Source organism: Flavobacterium album, assembly GCF_003096035.1.
In the GTDB taxonomy this organism is placed as follows: Bacteria; Bacteroidota; Bacteroidia; order Flavobacteriales; family Flavobacteriaceae; genus Flavobacterium; species Flavobacterium album.
Window position 1 is genome coordinate 1,870,940 of sequence record NZ_CP029186.1, and the last position, 25,630, is coordinate 1,896,569.

At 42.9% G+C, this 25,630-nt stretch carries 24 protein-coding genes and 1 pseudogene; all 25 read left to right on the forward strand.

Going from position 1 to position 25,630, the window contains the following annotated elements; translation table 11 throughout:
* The first annotated feature begins 49 nt into the window (after positions 1-49).
* The 25 genes and pseudogenes from recR (at position 50) to HYN59_RS08365 (ending at position 25,629) form a co-directional block, all read left to right on the forward strand.
* Positions 50-669 (forward strand): annotated as a pseudogene (gene recR / locus HYN59_RS08245) (recombination mediator RecR).
* Between the two features lie 306 nt (positions 670-975).
* On the forward strand, positions 976-1,962 hold the full coding sequence (locus tag HYN59_RS08250) for an SDR family oxidoreductase (RefSeq protein ID WP_108777816.1): 987 nt from the start codon (positions 976-978) through the stop codon (positions 1,960-1,962).
* Positions 1,963-1,984: 22 nt separating this feature from the next.
* Positions 1,985-3,256, forward strand: a complete 1,272-nt coding sequence (locus HYN59_RS08255) for a nucleotide sugar dehydrogenase (RefSeq protein WP_108777817.1) — start codon at positions 1,985-1,987, stop codon at positions 3,254-3,256.
* A gap of 58 nt (positions 3,257-3,314) precedes the next feature.
* Complete coding sequence (locus HYN59_RS08260; protein ID WP_108777818.1) at positions 3,315-4,712, forward strand: UDP-glucose 6-dehydrogenase; 1,398 nt, start codon at positions 3,315-3,317, stop codon at positions 4,710-4,712.
* Positions 4,713-4,820: 108 nt separating this feature from the next.
* Positions 4,821-5,297: a UpxY family transcription antiterminator gene (locus tag HYN59_RS08265; RefSeq protein ID WP_108777819.1), complete on the forward strand. Its 477-nt coding sequence runs from the start codon at positions 4,821-4,823 to the stop codon at positions 5,295-5,297.
* An 84-nt stretch (positions 5,298-5,381) separates the two neighbouring features.
* Positions 5,382-6,389 (forward strand): NAD-dependent epimerase, encoded by a 1,008-nt coding sequence (locus HYN59_RS08270; protein WP_108777820.1) that lies wholly within the window; start codon positions 5,382-5,384, stop codon positions 6,387-6,389.
* A 69-nt stretch (positions 6,390-6,458) separates the two neighbouring features.
* Positions 6,459-7,256, forward strand: coding sequence for a 3'(2'),5'-bisphosphate nucleotidase CysQ (gene cysQ, locus HYN59_RS08275; protein ID WP_108777821.1), 798 nt, complete (start codon positions 6,459-6,461; stop codon positions 7,254-7,256).
* Entirely contained in the window at positions 7,249-7,695 is a 447-nt protein-coding gene (locus tag HYN59_RS08280) for a DUF2061 domain-containing protein (RefSeq protein WP_108777822.1), read from the forward strand. The genes cysQ and HYN59_RS08280 overlap by 8 nt, the downstream gene beginning before the upstream one ends.
* Positions 7,688-8,278, forward strand: a complete 591-nt coding sequence (cysC, locus tag HYN59_RS08285) for an adenylyl-sulfate kinase (protein ID WP_108777823.1) — start codon at positions 7,688-7,690, stop codon at positions 8,276-8,278. The genes HYN59_RS08280 and cysC overlap by 8 nt, the downstream gene beginning before the upstream one ends.
* A 4-nt stretch (positions 8,279-8,282) precedes the next feature.
* Positions 8,283-9,188, forward strand: coding sequence for a sulfate adenylyltransferase subunit CysD (cysD, locus tag HYN59_RS08290; RefSeq protein WP_108777824.1), 906 nt, complete (start codon positions 8,283-8,285; stop codon positions 9,186-9,188).
* A 93-nt stretch (positions 9,189-9,281) separates the two neighbouring features.
* Positions 9,282-10,541 (forward strand): sulfate adenylyltransferase subunit 1, encoded by a 1,260-nt coding sequence (locus HYN59_RS08295; protein ID WP_108777825.1) that lies wholly within the window; start codon positions 9,282-9,284, stop codon positions 10,539-10,541.
* Positions 10,542-10,587: 46 nt separating this feature from the next.
* Entirely contained in the window at positions 10,588-12,033 is a 1,446-nt protein-coding gene (locus HYN59_RS08300) for a lipopolysaccharide biosynthesis protein (RefSeq protein ID WP_181369535.1), read from the forward strand.
* Positions 12,034-12,044: 11 nt separating this feature from the next.
* Positions 12,045-13,295: a UDP-N-acetylglucosamine 1-carboxyvinyltransferase gene (locus HYN59_RS08305; RefSeq protein ID WP_108777827.1), complete on the forward strand. Its 1,251-nt coding sequence runs from the start codon at positions 12,045-12,047 to the stop codon at positions 13,293-13,295.
* A 22-nt stretch (positions 13,296-13,317) separates the two neighbouring features.
* Entirely contained in the window at positions 13,318-13,830 is a 513-nt protein-coding gene (locus HYN59_RS08310; protein ID WP_108777828.1) for a serine O-acetyltransferase, read from the forward strand.
* A 5-nt stretch (positions 13,831-13,835) separates the two neighbouring features.
* A complete protein-coding gene (locus tag HYN59_RS08315; RefSeq protein WP_108777829.1) occupies positions 13,836-14,696 on the forward strand; it encodes a sulfotransferase family protein in 861 nt (286 codons plus the stop codon).
* A 15-nt stretch (positions 14,697-14,711) separates the two neighbouring features.
* Positions 14,712-15,572: a UDP-N-acetylmuramate dehydrogenase gene (murB, locus tag HYN59_RS08320; RefSeq protein WP_108777830.1), complete on the forward strand. Its 861-nt coding sequence runs from the start codon at positions 14,712-14,714 to the stop codon at positions 15,570-15,572.
* A 1-nt stretch (position 15,573) separates the two neighbouring features.
* Positions 15,574-16,734, forward strand: coding sequence for a glycosyltransferase family protein (locus HYN59_RS08325; RefSeq protein ID WP_108777831.1), 1,161 nt, complete (start codon positions 15,574-15,576; stop codon positions 16,732-16,734).
* A gap of 15 nt (positions 16,735-16,749) precedes the next feature.
* Complete coding sequence (locus tag HYN59_RS08330; protein WP_108777832.1) at positions 16,750-18,045, forward strand: EpsG family protein; 1,296 nt, start codon at positions 16,750-16,752, stop codon at positions 18,043-18,045.
* A 14-nt stretch (positions 18,046-18,059) separates the two neighbouring features.
* On the forward strand, positions 18,060-19,184 hold the full coding sequence (locus HYN59_RS08335) for a polysaccharide deacetylase family protein (protein WP_108777833.1): 1,125 nt from the start codon (positions 18,060-18,062) through the stop codon (positions 19,182-19,184).
* Positions 19,174-20,310 (forward strand): hypothetical protein, encoded by a 1,137-nt coding sequence (locus HYN59_RS08340; RefSeq protein WP_108777834.1) that lies wholly within the window; start codon positions 19,174-19,176, stop codon positions 20,308-20,310. Before HYN59_RS08335 ends, HYN59_RS08340 begins: the two co-directional genes overlap by 11 nt.
* The gene (locus HYN59_RS08345; protein WP_108777835.1) at positions 20,300-21,406 is read left to right on the forward strand and encodes a glycosyltransferase; all 1,107 of its coding nucleotides are present in this window, start codon (positions 20,300-20,302) and stop codon (positions 21,404-21,406) included. The genes HYN59_RS08340 and HYN59_RS08345 overlap by 11 nt, the downstream gene beginning before the upstream one ends.
* The gene (locus HYN59_RS08350) at positions 21,406-22,563 is read left to right on the forward strand and encodes a glycosyltransferase family 4 protein (protein WP_108777836.1); all 1,158 of its coding nucleotides are present in this window, start codon (positions 21,406-21,408) and stop codon (positions 22,561-22,563) included. The genes HYN59_RS08345 and HYN59_RS08350 overlap by 1 nt, the downstream gene beginning before the upstream one ends.
* On the forward strand, positions 22,553-23,893 hold the full coding sequence (locus HYN59_RS08355; RefSeq protein WP_108777837.1) for a polysaccharide pyruvyl transferase family protein: 1,341 nt from the start codon (positions 22,553-22,555) through the stop codon (positions 23,891-23,893). Before HYN59_RS08350 ends, HYN59_RS08355 begins: the two co-directional genes overlap by 11 nt.
* Positions 23,894-25,015, forward strand: coding sequence for a glycosyltransferase family 4 protein (locus tag HYN59_RS08360; RefSeq protein ID WP_108777838.1), 1,122 nt, complete (start codon positions 23,894-23,896; stop codon positions 25,013-25,015). It abuts the gene before it with no gap.
* Positions 25,015-25,629 (forward strand): sugar transferase, encoded by a 615-nt coding sequence (locus HYN59_RS08365; protein WP_108777839.1) that lies wholly within the window; start codon positions 25,015-25,017, stop codon positions 25,627-25,629. Before HYN59_RS08360 ends, HYN59_RS08365 begins: the two co-directional genes overlap by 1 nt.
* Position 25,630 lies beyond the last annotated feature (1 nt).

Genomic DNA, 25,630 nt, shown 5'->3' on the forward strand with positions numbered 1-25,630 from the left:
TGTGCCCTTCTACTGTAAATTGGGCATCGTTTACTACCTTTGCGGCATTATGGAAATGTCTTCGAAATTACTGGAAAGGGCGGTCGCCGAAATTTCACAATTGCCCGGTATAGGCAAGCGTACGGCGCTTCGCCTGGCGCTTCACCTGCTGAAGCAGCCGGAAGAGCAAACGCAGGAACTGGCATCGGCGCTGCGCAAAATGAGGGAGGAAATACAGTTTTGCAGCAAATGCCATAACATATCAGATATTGAAGTTTGCGGGATATGTTCCAATGCTTTGAGGGATAAGTCGATAATTTGCGTGGTAGAAGATGTACGCGATGTAATGGCGATAGAAAATACTGGCCTTTTTAAAGGAAATTACCATGTCTTGGGTGGCAAAATATCCCCGATCGACGGAATCGGCCCAAGCCAGCTGAACATAACAACACTGGTTGAAAAAGTAAGGTCGGGGGGGTGAAAGAACTTATATTTGCCCTAAGCTCAACTATGGAAGGCGATACTACCAACTTTTACATTTACAGGCAGATAAAGGATTATGATGTAGTAACTTCTGCTATTGCAAGGGGCATCGGGGTGGGCGATGAGCTTGAGTTTGCCGATGAGGTTACGCTTGGGCGAAGCATCCTCCACAGGGTGCCATTTGAGAACTCAATAAAAGGATTATAATTTCATAGAGAAAGGTAGTTAAAAATTAACTAACGTAAACTTTACACAAGCACTTTGTAAAGATCACATTAGATGAAAAAAGCGCTTTATTTATAGTTGTAAATATCTTTAAATAAAAGAGTTACTTTTATAGGGAATGTGAGGAAAGCGAGGGTTATTTGTCCTAACTATGTAATTGTGGCGTTATATTATTGAATTATTAAAAAAAGAAAAGAAGTAAATATAAAATAATACTATGTTAAAATATTAGTGATTATATTTGCATTCCAAACCAACGGCGATTATTTAGCCAAAACCAACCAATTAATGCAGCAGGAATTACAAAAAAAAGTTCTTATTACCGGCGGCGCAGGATTTATCGGTTCCAATCTATGCGACCATTTTATCAATAAAGGCTATAAAGTAGTTTGCCTTGATAACTTTGCTACCGGCCACAAAAAAAATATTGCACACCATTTTGATAATCCTGATTTTACTCTTATAGAAGGCGATATAAGAAATTTTGACGACTGTCAGAAGGCGGTAGAATCGGCAGATTATGTACTTCACCAGGCGGCGCTGGGATCGGTGCCCCGCTCTATCAAAGACCCATATACAAGCAACGACGTTAACGTAAGCGGATTCCTGAACATGCTTATCGCAGCAAGGGATGCAGGCGTTAAGCGCTTCATTTATGCTGCCAGCTCTTCTACATACGGCGATTCTGAATCACTGCCTAAAGTAGAGGACAAAATAGGTAAGCCGCTTTCGCCGTATGCCATTACAAAATATGTAAACGAGCTTTATGCCGAAATTTTCAGCAAGACCTATGGCATTCAAACCATCGGCCTGCGTTATTTCAACGTATTTGGCAGGAGGCAGGACCCTAACGGGGCTTATGCAGCCGTAATACCGAAATTCGTAATGCAGTTCATGAAGCATGAAAGCCCGGTTATAAATGGCGATGGCAACTATTCAAGGGATTTTACCTACATAGATAACGTAGTCTTGATGAACGAGCTTGCTATGACTACCGAAAATCCTGATGCTGTAAACACAGTTTACAATACGGCTTATGGCGACAGGAATACGCTTAATGACCTTATCGGTTACCTGAAGCAATACCTTTCGGAATACGATCCGGAAATAGCGAACGTAGAGGTTATCTATGGCCCGAACAGGGCAGGCGATATCCCGCATTCACTTGCAAGCATCGACAAAGCAAAAAATACACTAGGATACGATCCCAAATTTTCACTGCAGCAGGGCCTTAAAGAGGCTGTAGGGTGGTATTGGGAAAACCTGAAAAACTAATTATAAAGTTAATTTTTATCGCATGAAAATTGCAGTTATAGGATTAGGATACGTAGGATTGCCTTTGGCAAGATTATTTGCCACAAAATATTCAGTAATTGGTTTTGATATTAACCAGTCACGCGTAGACGAGCTAAATTCGGGAACAGACAGTACGCTTGAAGTAGAGGACGACATCCTTCGTGCCGTGCTTGTAAGCAGCCCTTCGTCAGAAGCCGGCTTGTACTGCTCTACAAATCTTAATGATATTAAAGACTGCAATTATTTTGTCGTTACAGTTCCTACACCGGTAGATAAAAATAACAGGCCGGACCTTACGCCATTGTACAAATCCAGCGAAACCGTTGGGAAAGTACTTAAGAAAGGCGATATCGTAATTTACGAGTCAACCGTTTATCCGGGCGTTACAGAAGAAGAATGTGTTCCTGTGCTTGAGAAGATAAGCGGCCTTAAATTCAATGAGGATTTCTTTGCAGGCTATTCGCCGGAAAGGATTAACCCGGGAGATAAAGAGCACACTGTAGAGAAAATACTAAAGGTGACTGCAGGTTCTACGCCTGAAATCGGCCAGAAAGTAAATGAACTTTATAAATCGGTAATTACTGCCGGTACGCACCTTGCCCCGACCATTAAGGTGGCCGAAGCGGCAAAAGTAATAGAGAACTCGCAAAGGGATATCAACATCGCTTTCGTAAACGAACTGGCCAAAATATTTAATTGCATGGATATCGATACCAATGCCGTACTGGAAGCTGCGGGCACAAAATGGAATTTCCTTCCGTTCAGGCCGGGACTTGTTGGTGGCCACTGTATTGGTGTAGACCCTTATTACCTTGCCCAGAAAGCACAGGAAATGGGCTACCACCCTGAGATTATCCTGGCAGGAAGAAGGCTTAATGACAGCATGGGAGAGTATGTGGCATCGCAGGTTGTTAAGCTGATGATCAAAAGAAACATCACCATCAACAACTCAAACCTTTTGATGCTCGGTATCACATTCAAGGAAAACTGTCCTGATGTGCGCAATACTAAGATCGTAGATGTTATAAAAGCACTTAAGGATTACGGCATCAATATCACGATATTCGACCCATGGGCCAACCCGGCAGAGGTGAAGCACGAGTACGGCCTTGAAACTGTTAGGGAAATGCCAAACAGCCAGTTTGATGCTGTAGTGCTCGGTGTTGCCCACAATGAGTTTAAAAACCTGGATTTTGCGCAGGTAAAAGCAGCCAACAGCATTGTTTATGATGTAAAAGGCATACTGGGGGCTAAAGCAGACGGAAAGCTTTAAGCGTAGGCTCAACTAATTTTATTATACTTGATTTTTAACAACTCTGTAGATATATACGATGAAAATAACAAATATTTGCTGCATAGGGGCTGGTTATGTTGGAGGCCCTACAATGGCTGTTATCGCACACAAATGCCCGGACATTAAAGTTACTATTGTCGACCTTAATGCTGAGAGGATAGCTGCGTGGAACGATGAGAATACTGACAACCTTCCTGTTTACGAACCCGGACTTGACCAGATCGTATTGTCTGCAAGGGGCAGGAACCTTTTCTTCTCAACAGATGTTGAAAAAGCGATAGATGAAGCGCAAATGATTTTTATTTCGGTTAACACGCCTACCAAAACCTACGGGCTTGGCAAAGGTAAAGCGGCTGACCTTAAATATATCGAGCTTTGTGCAAGGCAGATAGCTGCAGTAGCAAAAGATGATAAGATTGTTGTTGAAAAATCGACACTTCCTGTGCGTACTGCAGAGGCAGTGAAAAATATTTTGGACAGCACCGGTAACGGCGTGAAATTCCAGATACTTTCTAACCCCGAATTCCTTGCAGAAGGAACGGCAGTAGAAGATTTGCTGAACCCGGACAGGGTACTTATTGGCGGTGATACCGATGCTGAAGGGCAGGCGGCTATCAATGCGCTTGTTGATGTGTATGCCAACTGGATCCCGAAAGAACGCATCCTTACTACGAATGTTTGGTCGTCTGAGCTTTCCAAGCTTACGGCTAATGCATTCCTGGCACAGCGTGTTTCTTCAATAAACGCAATGTCAGAGCTTTGTGAAAAAACCGGCGCCGATGTAAATGAGGTAGCACGTGCTATTGGTATGGACAGCCGTATCGGCCCGAAATTCCTTAAATCATCGGTAGGATTTGGTGGCTCATGTTTCCAGAAAGACATCCTTAACCTGGTTTATATCGCAAAATCATACGGACTTGATGAAGTAGCGGATTACTGGGAACAGGTAATTATAATGAACGACCACCAGAAAAGGCGTTTTGCTGCCAATATTGTAAAAACACTATACAACACCGTGTCGGGTAAAAAGATCACCTTCCTGGGGTGGGCTTTCAAAAAAGACACTAACGATACCCGCGAATCGGCTGCAATTTATGTTGCTGACGACCTGCTGCACGAGCAGGCTAATATCGCTGTTTTTGACCCTAAAGTAGAAGAAACTACAATTTTCAGGGACCTTGACTACCTTGCTACAAGGAAGCCGGAGGAGAACAAAGCAGGAGTTACGGTATACCAGGACCCTTACGAGGCGTGCCGCGGTACCCATGCCATTGCTGTTTTGACAGAGTGGGATGAGTTTAAAGGATATGACTGGCAAAAGATTTATGACAACATGAAGAAGCCGGCTTTCGTATTCGACGGAAGGAACGTTCTTAATGGTAAAGAGCTGAAGGAAATAGGATTTATTTTTACAGGTGTAGGTAAAGCCTACTAATTAATAAATCCGGGGATGTAATAATAATGTATACCATGTTAGGCAATTGTTAATTGTGACTGACGGGGCGAAGCCATGAGGAAGCGGATTAATTAAAGAAAAAGAAAGATGCCGTGGCACGTTATATATACAAAACCGAAGGCCGAAAAAAAAGTTTCCCAGGAACTTGCCGCAATGGGCATCGAAGTATATTGCCCGCTTATTTCAACAGTCAGGCAATGGTCTGACAGGAAGAAAAAAGTTGAAACGCCTCTGTTTACCTCTTATGTGTTTGTAAACATAGATGAAAAGAGGAAAAATGATGTCTTTAATGCCAAAGGTGTTGTAAGGTATCTTTTTTGGCTGGGCAGGCCCGCACTGGTAAGGGACGAGGAAATTGAAGAAATAAAAAAATGGCTTCACGCGGATGTTACGGACGTTGAAGTAGAGAATATCCAAAAGGGCGACCTTTTTGAAATAAAAGAGGGCCCTTTTAAAAATCATTTTGGCCTGGTAGAAGAAGTGAATAAAAACACAATCAGGCTGAAAGTGGAGTCGATAGGTGTGATGCTGACTATAAAATACAATACACCGGTATCCGGGTAAAAAAGATTTCCCGGTACCTTTTAAACTGAATTTGATAAGCTATACAGTTGTTGAATTTATACATAATATAAATTATTCATAATCATGAAAATATTAGTTACGGGAGCGGCAGGTTTTATAGGATATCATCTTAGCCAAAGGCTATTGGCAATGGGCCATGACGTAGTGGGCCTTGATAATATCAATGATTACTATGACATCAACCTGAAACTCGGAAGGCTTAGAGAACTGGGTATTTCCGGCACTCCTGCTGACAATGTACTGCTTACGGGCGAAATATTTAATGATAGGTTCCAATTCATAAAAATGGGGCTTGAAGAAAGGGATAATTTATACAATCTCTTCGAAACACAAAACTTCGATATCATCTGCAACCTTGCTGCACAGGCGGGTGTAAGGTTCAGCCTTGAAAAACCTTTTACTTATATTGACAGTAATATCCTGGGCTTCATGAACATTCTTGAAGCTTGCAGGAACTACAATGTGAAAAAGCTTGTTTACGCGAGCAGCTCCAGCGTATATGGGCTGAACGATAAGATACCGTTCTCAACCGACGATAATGTAGACCACCCTATAAGCCTGTATGCCGCCACAAAAAAGAGCAACGAGCTTATGGCGCATACCTACAGCCACCTGTTCGGCATCAAAACTACAGGCCTTCGTTTCTTTACGGTATATGGCCCATGGGGCAGGCCGGACATGGCAATGTTCCTGTTTACCGATGCGATATTGAACGACAAGCCTATTAAGGTATTTAACGACGGAAACCTGTCACGTGACTTTACTTATATCGACGATATCGTTGAAGGTATCGTTGCCACCCTTTTTGACGAGCAGCAGGAACCATTGTACAAAGTGTACAACATTGGCAACAGCAAGCCGGTAAAACTGCTGGATTTCATCTCTGAAATAGAAAAAAGCACAGGCAAAACAGCCCAAAAAGAATATTTGCCGATGCAGCCCGGCGATGTTGAAAAAACATGGGCGGATGTTGAGGCTTTGAAAAACGACTTTGATTACAGCCCGGATACGGATATTGCCGAAGGAGTAAGAGAATTCGTTACTTGGTACAAATCTTATTATAACCAATAGTCGGCCTATCGAATTCATTTACTGGTAAATAAAATGCAGTAATTTTTAGTACTTATATAAACATAATAAATGAACCAAAATTACAAGACAGCAATAGAAGCCAGTATTGTGGCAGGAAAAGCGATCATGGAAATCTATGAAAAAGATTTCGCAGTAGATTATAAAGAAGATGCCTCACCATTAACCGAAGCCGACCAGGCAGCGAACGCGGTGATCATGGAGTATCTGGTTACTACCGGGATACCCGTGATAAGCGAGGAGAACAAGCAGCTTCCGTACGATGAGCGCAAAGGCTGGACTTCCTGCTGGATTGTTGACCCTCTTGACGGTACTAAGGAATTCATAAAGAAAAACGGTGAATTTACTGTAAATATTGCGTTAGTCACCAATGGTGTACCGCAGTTTGGCGTTATTTATGTACCTGCTGTAAAAACGGTATATTATGGCGACATCGCATCGCAAAATTCCTTTAAGGTTCAGCTTGATTCACACGACGTAAATATTGAAGATGTTTTGGCTAACGCCAAAGCTATCAAACCCGCTGCCAGCGAAACGGCAATGCGTGTTGTGGGCAGCCGCTCGCACATGAGTGCGGATACACAGGAATTTGTAGACTCACTTAAAGAAACGACCGACAAGGAAATTGAAATAGTTTCTAAAGGAAGCTCATTGAAGTTTTGCCTTGTGGCAGAAGGGAATGCCGATGTGTACCCGCGTTTCGCACCCACTATGGAGTGGGATACCGCTGCCGGGCAGGCCATCTGTAATGCAGTAGGCGTATTGGTTATAGACAACGGTACCAAGAAAGCTATGGTATATAATAAAGAGAATTTATTGAATCCTTATTTCCTGGTATCCCATGCGTGATAATTCCCATAAGAGGCATATCCTTAAAGCCATATCCTGGCGCCTTGTCGGCTCGATAGATACCATGCTGGTAAGCTGGTTCATATCGGGCGACCCAATGATAGGCCTTAAAGTGGGATTCTCTGAAGTCGCTACAAAAATGCTCCTGTATTACCTTCACGAGAGGGTGTGGTACAAGATCAACCTTTCAAAAGATAAGGTGCTGAGGGAAAGCCGCAAGCGCCATTTGGCCAAAACAGTTACCTGGAGGATGGTGGGCACAATAGATACTATGATATTGGCCTGGATAATTTCGGGCGACCCTATGACGGGGCTTAAGATAGGATTCTCTGAAGTAGCCACTAAAATGATATTGTATTATATCCACGAGCGCGTGTGGTATAAGGTTAAATACGGTTTGCCAAAAAAGACGGAAGAAGAAGCAAGTGCTTATGAATAATATAGTAAAACACGATTACATTGTTTCCCGTGAAAACCGGAACCAAAAAAACGGGCATAAATCATATGTGTTGTGGTTTACCGGGCTTTCCGGCTCCGGAAAATCTACAATAGCCAACAGGGTAGAAGAGACGCTTTTCGAAGAAGGCATAAGCACTTATACGCTTGATGGTGACAACATCCGTTGCGGCATCAACAAAGGGCTGGGCTTTAGCGAAGAAGACAGACATGAGAACCTGAGGCGTATTGCCGAAGTGGCAAAACTGTTTGTAGATGCAGGGATAGTAACCGTTGGCGCTTTTGTTTCACCACTGCACAAAGACAGGCAGCTGGTAAAAGAGATCATTGGCGAAAGCGACTTTATCGAGATATTTGTCGATACCAGCCTGGAGGAATGTGAGCGCAGGGATGTAAAAGGCTTGTACAAAAAAGCCCGTGCCGGCGAGATAAAGAATTTCACAGGTATCGATGCTCCTTATGAAAAACCCGCTAACCCTGATGTTTTGATTGAAACTGAAAAGGAAAGTATTGAAGAAGCAGTAAAAAAAGTAGTTACATTTGTAAAGTATAAATTAGGACTTTAAAGCAATGAGCAAATATTATTTAAATTATTTAGATGAATTAGAATCCGAAGCTATTTATATACTTCGGGAAGTGTGGGCACAATTCCAGAATCCGGTTATCCTGTTTTCGGGCGGAAAGGATTCTATATTAGTAACGCACCTGGCTAAAAAAGCTTTTTATCCTGCAAAAATACCTTTTGCACTTTTGCATATAGACACAGGCCATAACTTCCCTGAGACCATGCAGTTTCGCGATGACCTTGTTAAGGAGCTTGGCGTAAACCTGCTTGTTGGTTCTGTACAGGAAGCGATAGACAAAGGAAGGGTTGCCGAAGAGCGTGGAAAGAACGCAACCCGTAATGCACTACAGATTACTACTTTGCTTGATGCGATTGAATCGAACAAAATAGATTGTGCTATAGGCGGCGGCAGGCGCGATGAGGAAAAAGCACGTGCCAAAGAACGTTTCTTCTCACACAGGGACGAGTTTGGACAATGGGACCCTAAAAACCAGCGCCCGGAACTTTGGAACCTGCTTAACGGCAAACATTTCCAGGGCGAGCATTTCAGGGCATTCCCAATCAGCAACTGGACGGAAATGGACGTATGGAACTACATAAAAAGGGAAAACATAGCGATCCCGTCTTTATATTTAGCGCACCAGCGCGAAGTGGTTTGGCGTAACGATTCATGGATCCCGAACTCGGAGTTCCTTATACTGGAGCCGAAAGAAGAGATCATCACAAAACAGATACGTTTCAGGACACTGGGCGATATCACCATCACGGGCGGTATCGAGTCGGATGCGGATACGCTGGAAAAGATCGTGGAAGAAGTATCTACGATGCGCCATACCGAAAGGGGTAACCGTTCGGACGACAAGCGTTCGGAGTCCTCAATGGAAGACAGGAAAAGGGAAGGATACTTTTAGTATTCCCTTCAGGTACAATAAACAGATACAATCTTTTTATTCTTTTAACTTATATAGCCGCATAAGGCAAAGACAATTAAACGAATTAATAAAATGCAGATAGATAATAACCAGCTATTACGATTTACCACAGCAGGAAGCGTAGACGACGGAAAGAGTACGCTAATAGGCCGCTTGCTATACGATTCCAAATCTATTTTTGAAGACCAGCTTGAAGCGATCGAAGCGACCAGCAAAAGAAAAGGCCATGAAGGGGTAGATCTTGCATTGTTTACAGACGGGCTGAGGGACGAACGTGAGCAGGGCATCACCATCGATGTGGCATACCGCTATTTCACTACGCCAAAAAGGAAATTCATCATAGCAGATACTCCCGGGCATATCCAGTATACAAGGAATATGGTTACGGGTGCATCTACGGCCAACGCTGCGATCATCCTGATCGATGCGCGCCACGGTGTTATCGAGCAGACCAAGAGGCATGCTTACATTGCTTCCCTGCTGCAGATCCCGCATATTATTGTTTGCATCAACAAAATGGACCTTGTTGATTTCTCAGAAAAAGTATACAACGATATCCTTACGCAGTTCGAGGAATTCTCTTCGAAACTATATGTCAAGGACGTTCGCTTTATCCCGATCAGCGCCCTGAACGGCGATAATGTAGTGAACCGCTCTACATCAATGGACTGGTACGAAGGCTCGCCATTGCTTAATGTATTGGAAACGCTTCACATCAGCAGTGATATCAATAAAATAGATGCGCGTTTTGCAGTGCAGACCGTATTGCGCCCGCAGCGCGAAGGCTTTATAGACTACAGAGGCTATGCCGGAAGGATATCAAGCGGTATCTACCGTGTAGGGGATGAGATCGTTGTGCTGCCTTCAGGGTTTACATCGAAAATAAAATCGATTAATGCCGGCGAAACAGAGGTAGAAGAAGCCTATGCGCCAATGTCGGTTGCCATGACGCTTGAAGATGATATCGACATCAGCCGTGGCAATATGATCGTTAAGAAGAACAATCAGCCGGAAATGAAGCAGGAATTCGACGTGATGCTGTGCTGGCTGAACAACCAGCCTGCAAGGCCGGGAGCAAAATATACGCTGGTGCATACCTCTAACGAGCAGCGCGCTATTATAAAGAATGTTGTTTATAAGGTAGACATCAATACCTATGAGCGTAACAATGAGGATAAGAACCTTGCAATGAATGATATTGCCCGCGTTACCGTGCGTGCGGCACAAAATGTAATGCTGGATCCGTACCGCGATAACCGTAATACGGGAAGCATTATACTTATAGATGAAGGCACTAACGAAACAGTTGCCGCGGGGATGATTGTTGCATAAGCATTCCAAAAAGAATACGATTGAATAATATTGAATACGCAGAAAGTTGAGTAAAAAAATAGTAAACCAAACCAAGAAGAGCCTGATATGGGATCTTACAGGGTCTGTGTTAAGGCAGTTTGCAGGTATATTTATATCTATTATCCTGGCCAGGCTCCTTACCCCGGCGGAGTTTGGTATTATCGGGATGGCGATGGTTTTCATTGGCATAACCGAGGTTTTTATCGATGTTGGCTTTACGAGCGGGCTTATACAGCAGCAAAACACAAAGGATATTGCGTACTCATCTATTTTTTATGTCAATTTAGGTATCAGCGCCCTGTTGTCTTTAATTATAGTCCTGGTCGCGCCTTATGTAAGCGACTTTTATAATGAGCCGGAAATAAAGTTTATTCTGTATTACCTTGCACTCATACCTATAATTGCTGCACTGGGCAGGGTACAATCGACGATACTGAGTAAACGGATGGATTTCCGTAGCCTCACGATAAGGAGTATATCTGCTACTGTAGTAGGCGGTATTGCCGGGGTAGTAGCTGCTTACAGCGGCCTTGGGGTATACAGCCTTGTTGTTCAGCAGATCACAACGATAAGTACCTCTACGGTGCTGTTATGGTTTTCTACAGGCTGGAGGCCAAAGCTGGAATTCTCAATGGTAGAAGTAAAGTCGCTGTTAGGGTATTCAAGCTATATTTTCCTTGACGGCGTGTTGCGCCAGATCTTTAACAGGATTGATACCATATTTGTGGGTAAGTTCTTTTCGCCGTCTATCCTTGGTTTTTACTCAAGGGCAGATTCGTTAAGGGCACAGATCGATACCTATACGACAAACAGCCTTCGGAAGGTAATGTTTCCTGCGCTGAGTGCCCTTCAGGATGATTTTCAGGCATTCAAGCAGATATACCATAAGATATTCAATGTAATTACCGGGCTTACCGTAATGCTGGTAGGGCCGATTTACTTTTTGTCGCACCAGATCATCATCGGGATGCTGGGCCAGAAATGGGCGCCGAGTATAGTATTCTTCCAGATATTGCTGTTCTCCACGCTTACAACGCCGCAAACCGGTATGATGGCACAGGCGGTGCTTGCCAAAGGATTTTCCAAACTAAGGTTTAAGCTTGGCCTGATACAAAGGGTGCTAAAGCTGGCGCCCATGATATTCGGCTACTTTTTCGGTATTGTGAATTTTGCGTATGCCGTTATAACAGTGGCAACCCTGGTATTCTTTATCTATGCTTATGTAATGGACTCGAAATTCCAGATAAGCTTTGTGAAGCAGGTAAAGGAATTATTGCTGCCAAATGTGGTTTTCGGTGTATTCCTGTTGTTTTACCACTTGTTCCGCGAAGATATAAATGCATGGCTCTATGCGGCAGGGTTTGTAATATGTAATGGCTTATTTTTGCACCTTATCAAGCATGAAAGCCTTACTGTTGTATTCAATAATTTAAAAACTGTAAAAGAGAAAATTTCCAAATTTAAACGATAATCTATTCTATTATGGCACTTTCTATATCTAAAACGAGATTAAACGGCCTTGTAAAGGTTAGTGGGGCAAAAAACAGTTCCCTGCGTCTGTTGGCGGCATCGCTCCTGACAGAAGATACACTATTTTTGACCAACTTCCCTAATGGGCTGCTTGATGTGCAGGTGCATTTGAAAATGCTTGAAGCGTTGGGCAAAACTATCGTAAGTGTAGATGATACAGTAGCTATAGGTAAAGGCGCCGAAGCGATAAAGACACAGCTTATATGGGATGAAAGATCGATAAGGAATACCCTTTTGATCCTGGGTGCCCTGACATCAAGGTATGGCGAAGGTAAAGTTCCGCTGCCGGGTGGCTGTAAGCTGGGCGAAAGGAAATATGACCTGCACGTAATGCTCCTGGAAAAGCTTGGGGCAGAAGTATGGGAAGAAGGAGATTACCTGTGTGCGAAAGCTAAAACAGGAAGGCTGAGCGGGGCAGAGATCCATTTGCCGATGCGCTCTACCGGTGCTACAGAAAATACAATCATCGCTGCTTCTTTGGCATCAGGAAAAACTACATTATTCAACCCGCATATCAGGCCTGAAATCATGGACCTTATTGATATGCTTAATAAAATGGGCGCTAAGATCAGGGTATTCGGGCAAAGGTCTATCGAGATCGAAGGCGTTGATTACCTATCAGGTGCTAAGCACGCAGTTATCCCTGATAACATGGAAGCGCTTACGTGGGCTATCGGATCAGTAATTACAAATGGCGAAGTAGAAATAGAGAACTTCCCGTACGAACACCTTGAAGTGCCATTGGTATACCTTAGGGAAAGCGGAATGAAGTTTTACAAAGGTGATACAAGCCTTATCGTAAAAGGCGGAACGGCTTACCCAATAGAGATCAGTACAGGACCTTACCCGGGCATCAACTCTGATATGCAGCCGCTTTTTGCTGTATACGGTGCTATGTCAAGGGGCGAATCTAAAATTGTCGACCTTCGTTTCCCGGGCAGGTATGCGTATGCAGAAGAACTTGCTAAACTTGGCGTTGATTCTTATGTATCCGGAGATATGCTTGTAATCAATGGTGGTAACCCAATAAAAGGCGGGACTGTAAGGGCATTAGACCTTAGGGCAGGTATCGCGCTGCTATTGGCAGGTATGACTTCTGACGAGGTAGTGACTATCGAAGAAGACTGGCAGATCTACAGGGGTTACGAGAACCTGTCTGAAAAGATACAGGCGCTGGGCGGAAAAAAACTTGAACTGGTATAACGGATAACGTAACTGATTAGCTGTGAGTATATTCAAACTTATTTCCCAGGATCTAAATAATTATAGCGAAAAAGGGCTTCACAGGAAGCTGCTGAGCTTCTGGTTCAATATGCCCTTCAGGCTGATCCTTAATTACAGGATCGGGCATTACCTGTCGAAGAGGAGGAACATCCTCACCAATATAATTATTATGTATCTGAAGAAAAAGCAGCTGATAAAATATTCCTGCGATATTTCCTATCAGGCCAAAATTGGCAGGAATATAAAATTCCCGCACCCATTGGGCATCGTTATTGGTGTCGGGTCGGTGATAGACGACAATGTGATGATATGGCAGAATGTTACCCTTGGCAGTAAAGGCGCCGACACGAAAGCCTATCCGCACATTAAATCTAATGTAAAGATATTCAGTGCTGCACAGATAATCGGCGGTGTAACTGTTGGTGAAAATTCCAGGATAGGCGCATTTTCGGTAGTGCTGAAAGACGTGCCAGATAACTCGACAGCAATAGGTATTCCTGCAATAATAAAATAGATATTATGGTTCCAGATTTTATACTTGGTGGCGCTATGAAAAGCGGCACGACTTTTTTGAACAACCTGCTTTTAAACCATCCGGATGTAATTATTATTGACCGGAATATGGATCATGCATATTTTGATGATGACAGGATATTCAAGCGTGGTAAGGACTGGTATTTGAGCCTTTTTGAAAAAGCGCTTAAGGATAAAAAAGAAGGCACTGTTATAGGGCAGACTTCGGCCGACGTTAATTTTAACCCCGGCAGCGTAAAGAAGATCCTGGAGCACAACCCGGATATGAAGCTCATCTTCGTGCTCAGGCACCCGATAGAACGTACCTACTCGCTATACTGGCACCAGTACGGGATGGGAAGGGAATACAGGAATTTTGAGAAAGCCTTAAAAAAAGAGCCGGAAAAGATAAATAAATCGTATCACAACTTTAAGCACTACTCGTTTTTAGAGCGCAGCAGGTATGCCAAGCAATTTAAGGATATCGTTGGGGTAGTGCCGGATAAGAACCTGCTTATTTTAGATTTTGACTCACTTACTAAAGACACCAAGGCTTCGATAAATGTTGTACTGGAGTTTTTAGGCGTATCAAAAATAAATGATGTTGAAGAACTGAACTTTTCAAAATTGCCAAGGAACCCTGCCAAGATACCAACAAAGCATTCGATGGTATTGTTATCCGCATTCCTCCAGAAATTAGGAATGGACAGGGCGGGAAGAAGGATACTGAACATGTTCCGGGAAGAAGTGCGCCCCCCGAAAATGAACCCCGATACCCGCATCCTTTTAGAGGCCGAACTGAAAGATGATATTCAGTTCTTTGAAAAGGTTAAGTCTGATTTTGAAGCAAGAATCGGAAAAAAATAATTTAAACAGAATACAGTGAAGATAGAGAACAATTTCGACCTGACTAATTATAACAGCTACAAGATAAAAGCAATATGCAACAGGGCTTTTTTTCCTAAAAATGAAGCTGATTTTATAGAAATATTTAAAGATTCCGGCCTTGAGAACAAAGTGATCATAGGTGGTGGCTACAATATAATATTTTCTAAAGATCGTTATGAGGAAGATTTTATAATTGTTGGCGAAAGCTATGCTTCTATAACACTGGAAGAAGGCAACGTGGTGGTATGCGAGGCAGGGGCTAGCACATTAAAGCTTACCGAATTTGCGCTTAAACATTCGCTGTCGGGTGTAGAGATATTTTATGATATACCAAGTTCTTTGGGCGGCGCAGTGGTTATGAATGCCGGCGCCAGCGGGGAAGAAATAAAAGATATCCTTGTAAAAGTAAGGTACCTTGACCTTACCGATATGCAGGTAAAAGAAATCTATAAGGCGGATATTGGCTATGAATACAGGAACAGCCTTTTTCAGCGCGAGACCAACCAGGTCGTGCTAAAAGTATGGCTCCAGTTGCAGCCCGGAAATGCCGAAGATATTAAGAATAAAATGGAGACGGTTAAGGAGGCACGCTGGGCTAAACAGCCTAAAGAATACCCGAACGCAGGTAGTGTCTTCAAAAGGCCGCCGGGACATTATGTGGGCCCTATGATCGATGAGCTCCAGCTGAAGGGATACCGTATTGGTGGAGCCGAAGTTTCTAAAAAGCACGGCGGCTTCATTATAAATGTAGACCATGCCACAGGAGAGGATATCATTAGTGTTATCAAACATGTGCAGTCAAAAGTAAGGGAGCGTTTTAATGTTGATCTGGAAATAGAACAAAGAATCATATAACATGAATATATTATTTTTAATATCGAACGATGGCGGCAATGGGGTTGGAGGGCATTATAATTCCCTTAACCAGGTAAGCATAGAAATGGCCAGAGAGCATAATGTAAAGATCGTTACATTAGGTTCTTCCTCAAGCCCTGTTATACTAAGCAATCCTAATTTTGCAAAGCACATCAAGGTAGGCAAAGGGCTAAAGAGTTTATTTACGCTGAACGCTGAATTAAAGAGCTTTGTAAAAACTTTCACTCCTGACGTGGTACATTGTTTCGATACACATTCCCTAAACAGGATTCTCCCGATATCGGCCCTTTCAAAATACCCTGTGGTACTAAATAAATGCGGCGGAAGGAACCCGCTACAGGGCAATTACCAGCATGCGGATGCCATTGTTGTATTTAGTAAAGAAAACCAGGAATGGTTTATTAAGAATAAAAATTACGACAATAAAGACATTTTTATTATCCCGAACAGGGTAAGAAAACTGGATTTTCTCGATGAAAGCCAGAGGGTGGAGCAAAAAGATCCAAACAAAATAACTTTTGTAAGGGTAAGCAGGCTTGGAGGTGCCTATGAAAAAACACTTCTTGACTCCTACAACCTAATAGAGGAGCTGGCTAAAAGATACCCGGTGGAATTTATTGTAATCGGGCGTATACAGAATAAGACAAGGTTTGAAGCCCTTACAAAAGAAGCAGTTGACAGGAAACTCCCTGTGAAATTCATTACAGATGAACGGGCTGCAAAAGGCTCCGACTTTTTATACCTGGCAGATTTTGTTGTAGGTACCGGCAGGAGCTTCATGGAGGCCACATCACTTGGTATCCCTTCACTTACACCGGTTGAGAATGCTAATTATCCAATGCTGGTGAACAAGGAGAACTTTGATGAGCTGTTCAGTACTAATTTCTCTGAAAGGAATAAAGCTGAAACAAAGCATGTGGATAAGAACCTGTCTAATATAGAGGAACTGATACAGGATAAAGCAAAATATGAGGCGGCAAAAAAAGATACACTCGACCTGTTTACGGAGTTTTTCGGGACCGGCGGTATCGTCACTAAATACAACGCAGTATACGATTATGCTTTAAAGAAGCCTGTTAAAAGGTTTAGCCTCATCAGGAAGAACTTAATTTACATAGTGAAATTTGCTTTGGGCAAATAGGTATATAAAAAATTAATGAGAGAAAATCAGTCAAAAGGTTTCGCGATATTACTGCTTTTTGTTTCCCCGGCCATTGCGCTGTTCAGTGCAGTGAAGCATTTGGAGTGGAAACATAAGAAGCTGGTCCTTATCCTTTTCATAACTATCTACGGTTCACTGCTAAAATACGGTGAAGGATCTGATGCGGCGGTTTACTACCAGCTGTTGAATAGTTATGATAATATGTCCTTTTCTGAATTCTTTTTGAGGTTAGAGCACATTATAACGTTCAATCCGTTGCCGGGCTCGCCCAACGACGTTTATGTACACGTGCTTGCCTTTTTTTCCAGCAGCATATTAGGGATGCACGACGTGTTTTTCCCTATTGTTGGATTTATATATGGCTACTTCTATGTTACAGCGATGTCCAAGATCCTGGTTTGGGAAAAAGGGCGGAAATTAACATTGTCATTACTGTTAATAGTTATACTGTTCATCATCCACAGGAGCGTTACGAGCTTTCAGACTGTTAGGACATGGACGGGAATGTGGGTGCTGTTCAACGGGGTATTAGGGTACCATCAGACAAGGCAAAAAAAATATGTGCTGCTCATGTGCTGTGCACCTCTGATCCACTTTGCCTATTTTGTTATTGCGTTGCCGGCATTTGCGGCGCTTTATATCAGGAAGATACCTGCCAAGGTGATTATCGCGGTATATATTATTTCATTCTTTACCAGCTTTAATCCGGGAGGTATATTGGATGCGGCTAAGGAAAACTCACTTGCCGAAACGAAAGTAGGGGCCTACTACCGGGAAAATGCCGAAGGTGAAGGTATCGACCCGATCATGGAGCGTATGGAAGAGTCTAATGCGGTGTGGTATGCCAAATACGGAAAAACCGACTCTGTATATTACGGAGGCCATGCTTTTGCATTTTTACTGATACTTTCCGGCTATTTCAAAAAGAAAATGACACAGGTAGAAATAGGGCTCTTTGGAACGGGCCTGATGATGGCGATCCTGGCAAATTTCGGGGCATTTTCGTATGCTTTCTACAGTCGGACTATGGCCAATGCGGTAGTGTACATATTAGGTGCCGTCAGCCTGCTTGCCATCCGGGGGGCTTTTTCGTTCAGGGATACCCATAACCCGAGGCTCATGCGTTTTTTGAACTGGGTATGTATTCTGGTGTTTGTACCTAAAATGGTGTTTTTTGTAGCTGACCTTTTGGTAATGACAAGTGTCTTTATTTTAGGGCTGCCGTTCATAGGCTGGGTAAGCTCCGACTTAAATATTTCCATAAGGGAGATCATGGGTGAATTTTTGTAAATAACTTATATATTATGCTAGCGAAACTAATTAAAAATTTTTCGAATCTTCCGGGCTGGAGGTCAAACCGTAAAATAGTGGTCATTGAATCTGATGACTGGGGAAGCATAAGAATGTCTTCAAATGAGGCATATAAAGCAGTTGCAGCTGCAGGATTATCTGTTGATAAAGGTGCCGGCGGCAGGTATAACAGATACGATACGCTTGCTTCAAAAGAGGATCTTACTGCGCTGTTTGAAACTCTTTCCAGCGTTAAGGACAGCAATAATAAGGGGGCAAAGATCACGGCAGTAAGCCTTGTGTCCAACCCGGATTTTGATAAGATCAAAGCCGATAATTTTCAGAAATACCATTACGAGCCGTTTACAAAAACGCTTGAACGCTATAACAAAGCCGATGCATTCCCTTTGTGGAAAGAAGGCAGGGATGCGAATATTTTTGCACCCGAATTCCACGGCAGGGAACACCTTAATATCCAGGCGTGGCTAAGGGCGCTGCAGTCCGGCGACAAAGAAGCGCTGGTAGCTTTCGATAATAATATATGGGGATATAGCAGGAAAGATGGCAAAATTGGTTTCCAGGCAGCTTTTGACCTGGAGCTTGCTTCTGACCTTGCAATGCAAAAAGAAATAGTGAAAGACGGCCTTGCGCTGTTTGAAAAGCTTCATGGCTTTAAAGCACAGTTCTTCGTTCCCCCGAACGGCCCTCTGAACAATGAACTGGAAAAGGTTGCCGCAGATGGTGGTATAATCTACATGTCATCTCCTAAAGTACAGGTAGAGCCACTCGGCGACGGTAAGACCAGGAAGAACATGAGGCATATTGGGAAGAAAAACAGCCATGGGCAGACTTATATTACCCGTAATGCGTTTTTTGAGCCTTCAGGTTCAGGGAAAGATGATGTAAACAGCTGTCTTGCCGAGATCGCCATGGCTTTCAAATGGAAAAAGCCAGCCGTGATCAGTTCGCACAGGGTGAATTTCATCGGAGGGCTGGATGTAGCAAACCGTGATAACGGCTTAAAGCAATTGCACAAGCTGTTGACCGCCATTGTAAAAAGATGGCCTGATGTTGAATTTATGACTTCATCAGAGCTGGGGGACATTATTACTAAACGTGATCAGCATAATGCTAAATAATTTAAAGAATACTGTATCCAGGAGTCTTACCAATATCAAAGGTTGGAAGTCGGGCCGGAAAATCGTTGTTATTGACAGTGATGACTGGGGAAGCATCAGGATACCGAATAAAGAGGTGCGCGATGCTTTTCAGGACGCCGGGTATAACATCATATCCAACCCGTATTGCAAGTATGATACATTGGCCAATACAGAAGACCTGGATAAGTTATTTAGCATACTGCTTAAATACAAGGATAAGAACGGCAACCACCCTGTTTTTACAGCCAATACCGTGGTTGCAAACCCTGACTTTGCCGCGATCAGGGAGTCGGGCTTTACAAAATATTCTTATAAGCCCTTTACAACGGCGCTTAAAGAGTATTATCCGCAGGAAGATGTTTTTGGGAAGTGGCAGGAAGGCATGGACAATAAAATATTCCGTCCGCAATATCATGGCCGCGAGCATTTAAACGTGCCGCTATGGCTGGAGACATTAAGAAGCAACAATAAAATATTCGTAGATGCTTTCAATATGGGCTTTTGGGGTGTACCAAAAAACCTGCACAGCAAAGACATTTATAACATACAGGCCGCCTATAGTTCTGTAGATACTGAAAATGTTGCATTCTACAAAAGGTCGATACAGGAAGGCCTCGACCTTTTTGAGGCGATATTCCATTTCAGGTCGAAAACCTTTATTGCGAATAATTATACATGGTCGCCGGAATTGAATGAAACGCTGAACAATAGCGGGGTAACGGCTTTCCAGAGCATGAGGTACCAAAAGATACCTGATAATACAAGTAAGGCAGGCGTAAAGCTGTCATCGGTACACACAGGTAAAAGAAATGCGCTTGGGCAGGTATACCTGGTACGGAATTGTGCTTTTGAGCCTTCGCAAATGTCCAAAAGCTTTGATAATGTAGGGAATTGCATAAAGGATATCGAGAATGCTTTTTTCTTCAAAAAACCGGCCATTATAGCTAGCCACAGGCTTAATTATATAGGGGCTATCGATCCTGGCAACAGGGATCGGAACCTTAAGTATTTAAACGACCTTTTAGACCAAATTATGAACAAATGGCCTGATGCAGAATTTATGAGTTCCGACCAGCTGGCCCTCCTAATTCAAGATGGAAAATAATAAACTCAAAGTATGCTTCCTCATACCCTCTGTATATTCCGGGGGGATAGAAACCTATTTGTTGCGATTTTTAAATTATCTCAGCAATAGCATGGATGTGACTGTTATTGTCAGGAAATCTACAAAAGGGGAGCTTTATGATGATTATATAGCAACCGGGGCAAAATTGGTATTCATGCCGCTTGGGTATTTTGAACCCGGGAAAATGGTTTCCTATTACAGGTTTTTTAAAAAGAACAGGTTTGATGTAGTATGCGATTTCAATGCTAACTTTGCGGGCCTGCCAATGTTCTTAAGCAAGCTTGCCGGGGTTAAAAAGAGGATAACGTTCTACAGGCAGGGCAGCCACCATTTTAAAAAGACAGCGTTCAGGGTTGCGTATACCAATTTCCTGAATAGGCTTGTTTATAAATACAGCACGCATATTTTTGCCAATTCGGTATCGGGGCTCAAATTCTTTTTTGGGGACAAATACCCGGCAGATCCGCGTTTTAAAGTAATAAGAAATGGTGTCGGCGTTAGTAATTTCTCTGATTCCCAAACAAGTAAAAGCGAATTAAGGGAAAAACTGGAGCTGCCACGCGATAAATTTATAGTAGGGCATACGGGGCGTTTTGCAGAAGCAAAAAATCATTTTTTCCTGCTGGATGTTGCCCAAAAGCTTTTGGAAGCCGATAAGGACTTTTATTTTGTATTGATAGGCAATAACACGGACAAGCTTATACCGTATAGCGAAAAGCTGGGTATAAGGGACAGTATTTTATTTTTGGGATTCAAAGCCAATATTCCTGAATACCTGAAAGCTTTCGATGCGTTCTTTTTCCCTTCCGTTACCGAGGGGCAGCCGAATGCGCTTATTGAGGCAATGATATCCGGGCTCCCAATTGTCGCTTCAGATATAGGTCCTATAATGGAATGCATGCCTGAAAATGATACCAAAAGCCTTGTAAGCCCAACTGACGTACCGGCCGCAACGCAAAAGATACTTGAGGTGAAGCAAAACCCTGAAAAATTCACATACCAGAAGTTTGCTTCAGAGAACTTTGATGCCAAAGTGCAGTTTAAGATATTTAAAGACAGTTTATTACATCATTAATGAGAAAAGTTTTATTTGTTCACGATGGCCCGCGATGGAAAAACGATTCCGGCGTGCAATTTGGGTCTATGGCAGACAAGGATATGTATCACAGATACCAATACCTGGGCGACAATGTAGAATTCATGATGCGGGTTTTTAAGGTAAATGATACTTCCAAGCTCATGAACGTTAATGAGTTTGGCCTGAATATCCATGAGATCACGCCGTTTAACAGGCCATCGCTCCTCAAAAATTATTTTAAAAGTAAAAAAGAGATCGAGCGCCAGGTTGATCAAGCCGACATTCTTGTTGTAAGGCTCCCGAGCACGATCGGGTCTGTTGCTGTAAAATATGCGAAGAAGATAAACAAGCCTTATATTGCAGAGGTGGTGTCGTGCCCGTGGGATGCGCTTACCAACCATAGCAGGCTGGGTAAAATGTATGCACCGGCATCCCGGGAAAAATTAAAAAAGCTTATTGAGGATACTAAGTACGTGATCTATGTGACCAAAGAGTTCCTTCAGGACAGGTACCCAACCAAATATAACTCGACCAACATATCGAATGTTATCCTGAAAAACCTGCCGGAAACAAATAAGCTGCTTGATTATTACGAAAAGTTCGACCCTAAAGGCAGGATTACATTTACAACATTAGGCGCTGTTGATATTTATAAAGGCCAGCAGTTTGTGCTGCAGGCAATGCCTGCCCTGCTTAAGGACGGCTATGATATAATGTACAACATTGTTGGCGGCGGAAATAATGCAAGGCTTGCTGCACTGGCAAAAGAGCTTGGTGTGGAAGCCCATGTGAACTTTACAGGCAAGCTGCCGCATGAAGAGGTGTTCAACGTACTCGAAAAAACAGACATCTACCTGCAGCCAAGCGATAGCGAAGGCCTCCCAAGGGGGCTTATTGAAGCAATGAGCAGGGGTTGTGCCGCGATTGGATCAAGGACAGGTGGTATACCTGAATTGCTCAATAACGATTTCATCATAGAGCCAAAGAACGTTGCCGATCTTACAGCTAAAATAAGGGCTATGCTTAACAAGGAAACCCTCATAAAGGAGAGTAAGCATAACTTCGAAACGGCAAAAGATTACAGTTTTGAAATATTAGATTCGAGAAGAAAAGCATTTTACGACAAATTCTTAGAAAGCATCAATGAAAAATAAAATATTAGTTGTTCCCGGTAATACAGATTTGAATAGGGGAGATCAGGCATTAGTATGGGAATCGATCAGGGTTTTTGAGGATGTATTCCCTAACCTTGAGGTATATCTTTATGAATCAGGAGCCAACGAAAAAGAAAAAACGCTACAGAAAGCCCAATCGCTTAATATGGGATTTGAATTTATCCCAAGGATATTACAGCATCCAAGGGTAAAAAGCGGCAACACCTCGCAGGAGATCAATTACAGCAAGCTGGTATATATAAAATGGGGCTTTACCGCAGTGTTCGACCTATTTACAACCCTGCTGCTTATTTCGCCTTTTTCATTTTTCAATGCGATAGGAAAAGCATGCCTTTCTAAAGACCAGAAAAAGTCACTGGCCCTTTTCCCGCAGTTATCGGCTTTGGTCGTAAAAGGGGGCGGGTTCCTGCATAGCTATGGCAAGATCTATGATGCCTATGTAATGTACTATTTCTTATTTGACCTTATGCTGGCTCACAGGTACAAGGTGAAGACAATAATACTCCCTAACTCGGTTGGGCCGCTTAAGAACAAGCTGGCAAAGTACCTTGTGAAGAAAGTAATCTCAAAATCGTCCTTCATTTCCGTTAGGGAAGATGTGTCTAAGAAATTCTTAAGCGATAAGCTGCACCTTGATGTAAAAACATATCCGGACCTTGGCTTCTTCCTTAAGTCTTCTTCGGAAAGCATGGAAGAATACCTGGCATCAAAAGGTTTTGATAAAACGAAAAAGAATATTGCCATAACATTAAGGCCTTACCGTTTTGACGGCTATGCCAATGCCGATGAGTTGTATGCTGCCTACCTGAACCAGCTGTCAGGATTTATTTCAGACCAGGTTGACCGTGGTTACAGGATAAGCCTTGTGGCGCACACCCTGGGGCCAAGTGCTCACGAAGATGACAGGATTGCACTGAAGGAAGTGCTTAACGCTATAGACAGCTCTAAAAAGGACTCGGTAATTTACCTGGAAGACTTTGACCTGAACTGCAAGCAGATGCAAAAAATATACTCGTACTATGATATCCTTGTAGGCACAAGGTTCCACTCGGTTATTTTTGCACTGAACGAGCATACGCCTGCTATAGCCATTGCTTACGGAGGCAACAAAAGTTATGGTATCATGAAAGATATCGATGTTCCGGAATATGTGCTTGGCATTGAGTCGGTAACCGCCGCAAACCTTAATAAGCTTGTGGAGAAACTGGAAACAGAGCGTACTCATTACCTGGGCAAAATCGCTGATTACCAGATCAGGCTTGAAAAGGAACGAACTAAGTTAGTAAAAGAATTGCAAAGCATTTTTTAAATGAAAAAGGTTCTCTTTGTTGCCAATATACATAAGCATTTTAATGCTTTTCACCTTCCTTATATCAACTATTTGAAAAGCGAAGGGTATGAGGTGCATGTGGCCGCGAATGACCCGGAAACAAGGATAGCCGAAGCAGACAAGCAATATGACCTGCCGATAAACAGGAACCCTTTTTCTAAAAATAATATTACAGCCGTTCGCCAGCTAAAAAAGATAATTGCCAAAGAGCGTTATTCACTCATCCACTGCCATACGGCAATGGGGTCGGTGGTAGCGAGGCTGGCTGCTAAAAAATTCAGGAAAGAAGGCTGGCTTAAGGTTTTATATACAGTGCACGGTTTCCATTTTTACAAGGGGTCACCCAAAATGTACTGGCAGGTATATTACCCGATGGAGAAATACCTTTCTAAATATACGGATGGTATCATCACGATCAACGAAGAGGATTATGCCCTTATAAAAAACAGTAATTTTAAGAATGGCGAAACATTCAAGGTTCCGGGAGTAGGTATAAATTCGGATAAGTTTAAGGGCCTTAGCTTTTCTGATGCGCCTGCTATCAGGGCTAAGAACGGATACTCAAATGATGTCTTTTTAATAATATACATTGCAGAGTTTATCACCCGAAAAAACCATAAATTTATTTTGGAATCGGTTGCAAAGCTGCAGGAAAAAATAAGCGATTTTAAATTCATCTTTGCAGGAAGGGGCATACTGAAAGAAACGATGGAAGAGCAGGCAGGGGCGCTTGGCGTTAACTCCAAAATAGACTTTCTGGGTTTCCGTAAAGATATTGGCGAATTGATAATAATGTCGGATATTGGTGTGTCGGTGAGCAGGCAGGAAGGCCTGCCAATGAATGTGGCAGAAGAGATGTATGCCGGAAAGCCGGTCGTAGCTTCCTATATCAGGGGCCATTCGGACCTCGTAGATGATGGCGTTAGCGGGTTCCTTTACCAGCCTGGCGACCAGGAAGGCTTTGTAAGCCGTATCATTGAGTTATATAATAATAAGGAACTATACTCCAAAATGTCGGTTGCCGCATCCGAAAAAGCAACTAAATTTGCATTAGACAACTGCCTTGAAGAAATGAAAACGATCTATAAAAGATTCCTGTAATGTACGCTAAAGTAATCAAACCCTTAATGGACTTTATCGTTGCCCTTGTGGCAGTGCTGCTGCTGAGCCCTGTATTTTTAGTGCTTCTTGTTATCCTCGCAATAGTTAACGATGGCAAGCCGCTGTTCTTCCAGCAGCGTCCGGGCAAAAACGGACGTGTTTTCAGCATCGTGAAGTTCAAGACCATGAATGATAAGAAAGACAGCCAGGGTAACCTGCTTCCTGATGAGCAGCGCATGACAAAGGCCGGCAGTTTTATAAGGAAAACATCGCTCGATGAGATACCGCAGCTGCTTAATGTGCTTAAAGGCGACATGAGCATTGTAGGTCCAAGGCCGCTATTGGTTAAATATTTACCTTTGTATACCGAAAGGCAGGCCAGGAGGCATGAAGTGCGACCGGGAATTACGGGCTGGGCACAGGTAAACGGAAGGAATGCGATCTCATGGGAACAGAAATTTGAACTGGACGTTTATTATGTCGACCACATTTCTTTAGGGTTAGACATTAAAACACTATATTTAACAGTACTAAAGGTGATAAAGAGGAGCGATATCAATACTGATGGCGTTGCTACGACTATCCCTTTCACGGGAACAAAGAACGATAACTAAA

Excerpts from the sequence above, each read along its gene's own strand:
- cysQ (WP_108777821.1), top strand. The coding sequence starts at position 6,459 with ATGAACCAAAATTACAAGACAGCAATAGAAGCCAGTATTGTGGCAGGA.
- HYN59_RS08345 (WP_108777835.1), top strand. The coding sequence starts at position 20,300 with ATGGAAAATAATAAACTCAAAGTATGCTTCCTCATACCCTCTGTATAT.
- HYN59_RS08315 (WP_108777829.1), top strand. The coding sequence starts at position 13,836 with ATGGTTCCAGATTTTATACTTGGTGGCGCTATGAAAAGCGGCACGACT.
- HYN59_RS08335 (WP_108777833.1), top strand. The coding sequence starts at position 18,060 with ATGCTAGCGAAACTAATTAAAAATTTTTCGAATCTTCCGGGCTGGAGG.
- HYN59_RS08325 (WP_108777831.1), top strand. The coding sequence starts at position 15,574 with ATGAATATATTATTTTTAATATCGAACGATGGCGGCAATGGGGTTGGA.
- HYN59_RS08295 (WP_108777825.1), top strand. The coding sequence starts at position 9,282 with ATGCAGATAGATAATAACCAGCTATTACGATTTACCACAGCAGGAAGC.
- HYN59_RS08305 (WP_108777827.1), top strand. The coding sequence starts at position 12,045 with ATGGCACTTTCTATATCTAAAACGAGATTAAACGGCCTTGTAAAGGTT.
- HYN59_RS08340 (WP_108777834.1), top strand. The coding sequence starts at position 19,174 with ATGCTAAATAATTTAAAGAATACTGTATCCAGGAGTCTTACCAATATC.
- HYN59_RS08255 (WP_108777817.1), top strand. The coding sequence starts at position 1,985 with ATGAAAATTGCAGTTATAGGATTAGGATACGTAGGATTGCCTTTGGCA.
- HYN59_RS08365 (WP_108777839.1), top strand. The coding sequence starts at position 25,015 with ATGTACGCTAAAGTAATCAAACCCTTAATGGACTTTATCGTTGCCCTT.
- HYN59_RS08360 (WP_108777838.1), top strand. The coding sequence starts at position 23,894 with ATGAAAAAGGTTCTCTTTGTTGCCAATATACATAAGCATTTTAATGCT.
- HYN59_RS08265 (WP_108777819.1), top strand. The coding sequence starts at position 4,821 with ATGCCGTGGCACGTTATATATACAAAACCGAAGGCCGAAAAAAAAGTT.
- HYN59_RS08250 (WP_108777816.1), top strand. The coding sequence starts at position 976 with ATGCAGCAGGAATTACAAAAAAAAGTTCTTATTACCGGCGGCGCAGGA.
- HYN59_RS08350 (WP_108777836.1), top strand. The coding sequence starts at position 21,406 with ATGAGAAAAGTTTTATTTGTTCACGATGGCCCGCGATGGAAAAACGAT.
- HYN59_RS08355 (WP_108777837.1), top strand. The coding sequence starts at position 22,553 with ATGAAAAATAAAATATTAGTTGTTCCCGGTAATACAGATTTGAATAGG.
- HYN59_RS08330 (WP_108777832.1), top strand. The coding sequence starts at position 16,750 with ATGAGAGAAAATCAGTCAAAAGGTTTCGCGATATTACTGCTTTTTGTT.
- HYN59_RS08260 (WP_108777818.1), top strand. The coding sequence starts at position 3,315 with ATGAAAATAACAAATATTTGCTGCATAGGGGCTGGTTATGTTGGAGGC.
- HYN59_RS08280 (WP_108777822.1), top strand. The coding sequence starts at position 7,249 with ATGCGTGATAATTCCCATAAGAGGCATATCCTTAAAGCCATATCCTGG.
- cysC (WP_108777823.1), top strand. The coding sequence starts at position 7,688 with ATGAATAATATAGTAAAACACGATTACATTGTTTCCCGTGAAAACCGG.
- cysD (WP_108777824.1), top strand. The coding sequence starts at position 8,283 with ATGAGCAAATATTATTTAAATTATTTAGATGAATTAGAATCCGAAGCT.
- HYN59_RS08270 (WP_108777820.1), top strand. The coding sequence starts at position 5,382 with ATGAAAATATTAGTTACGGGAGCGGCAGGTTTTATAGGATATCATCTT.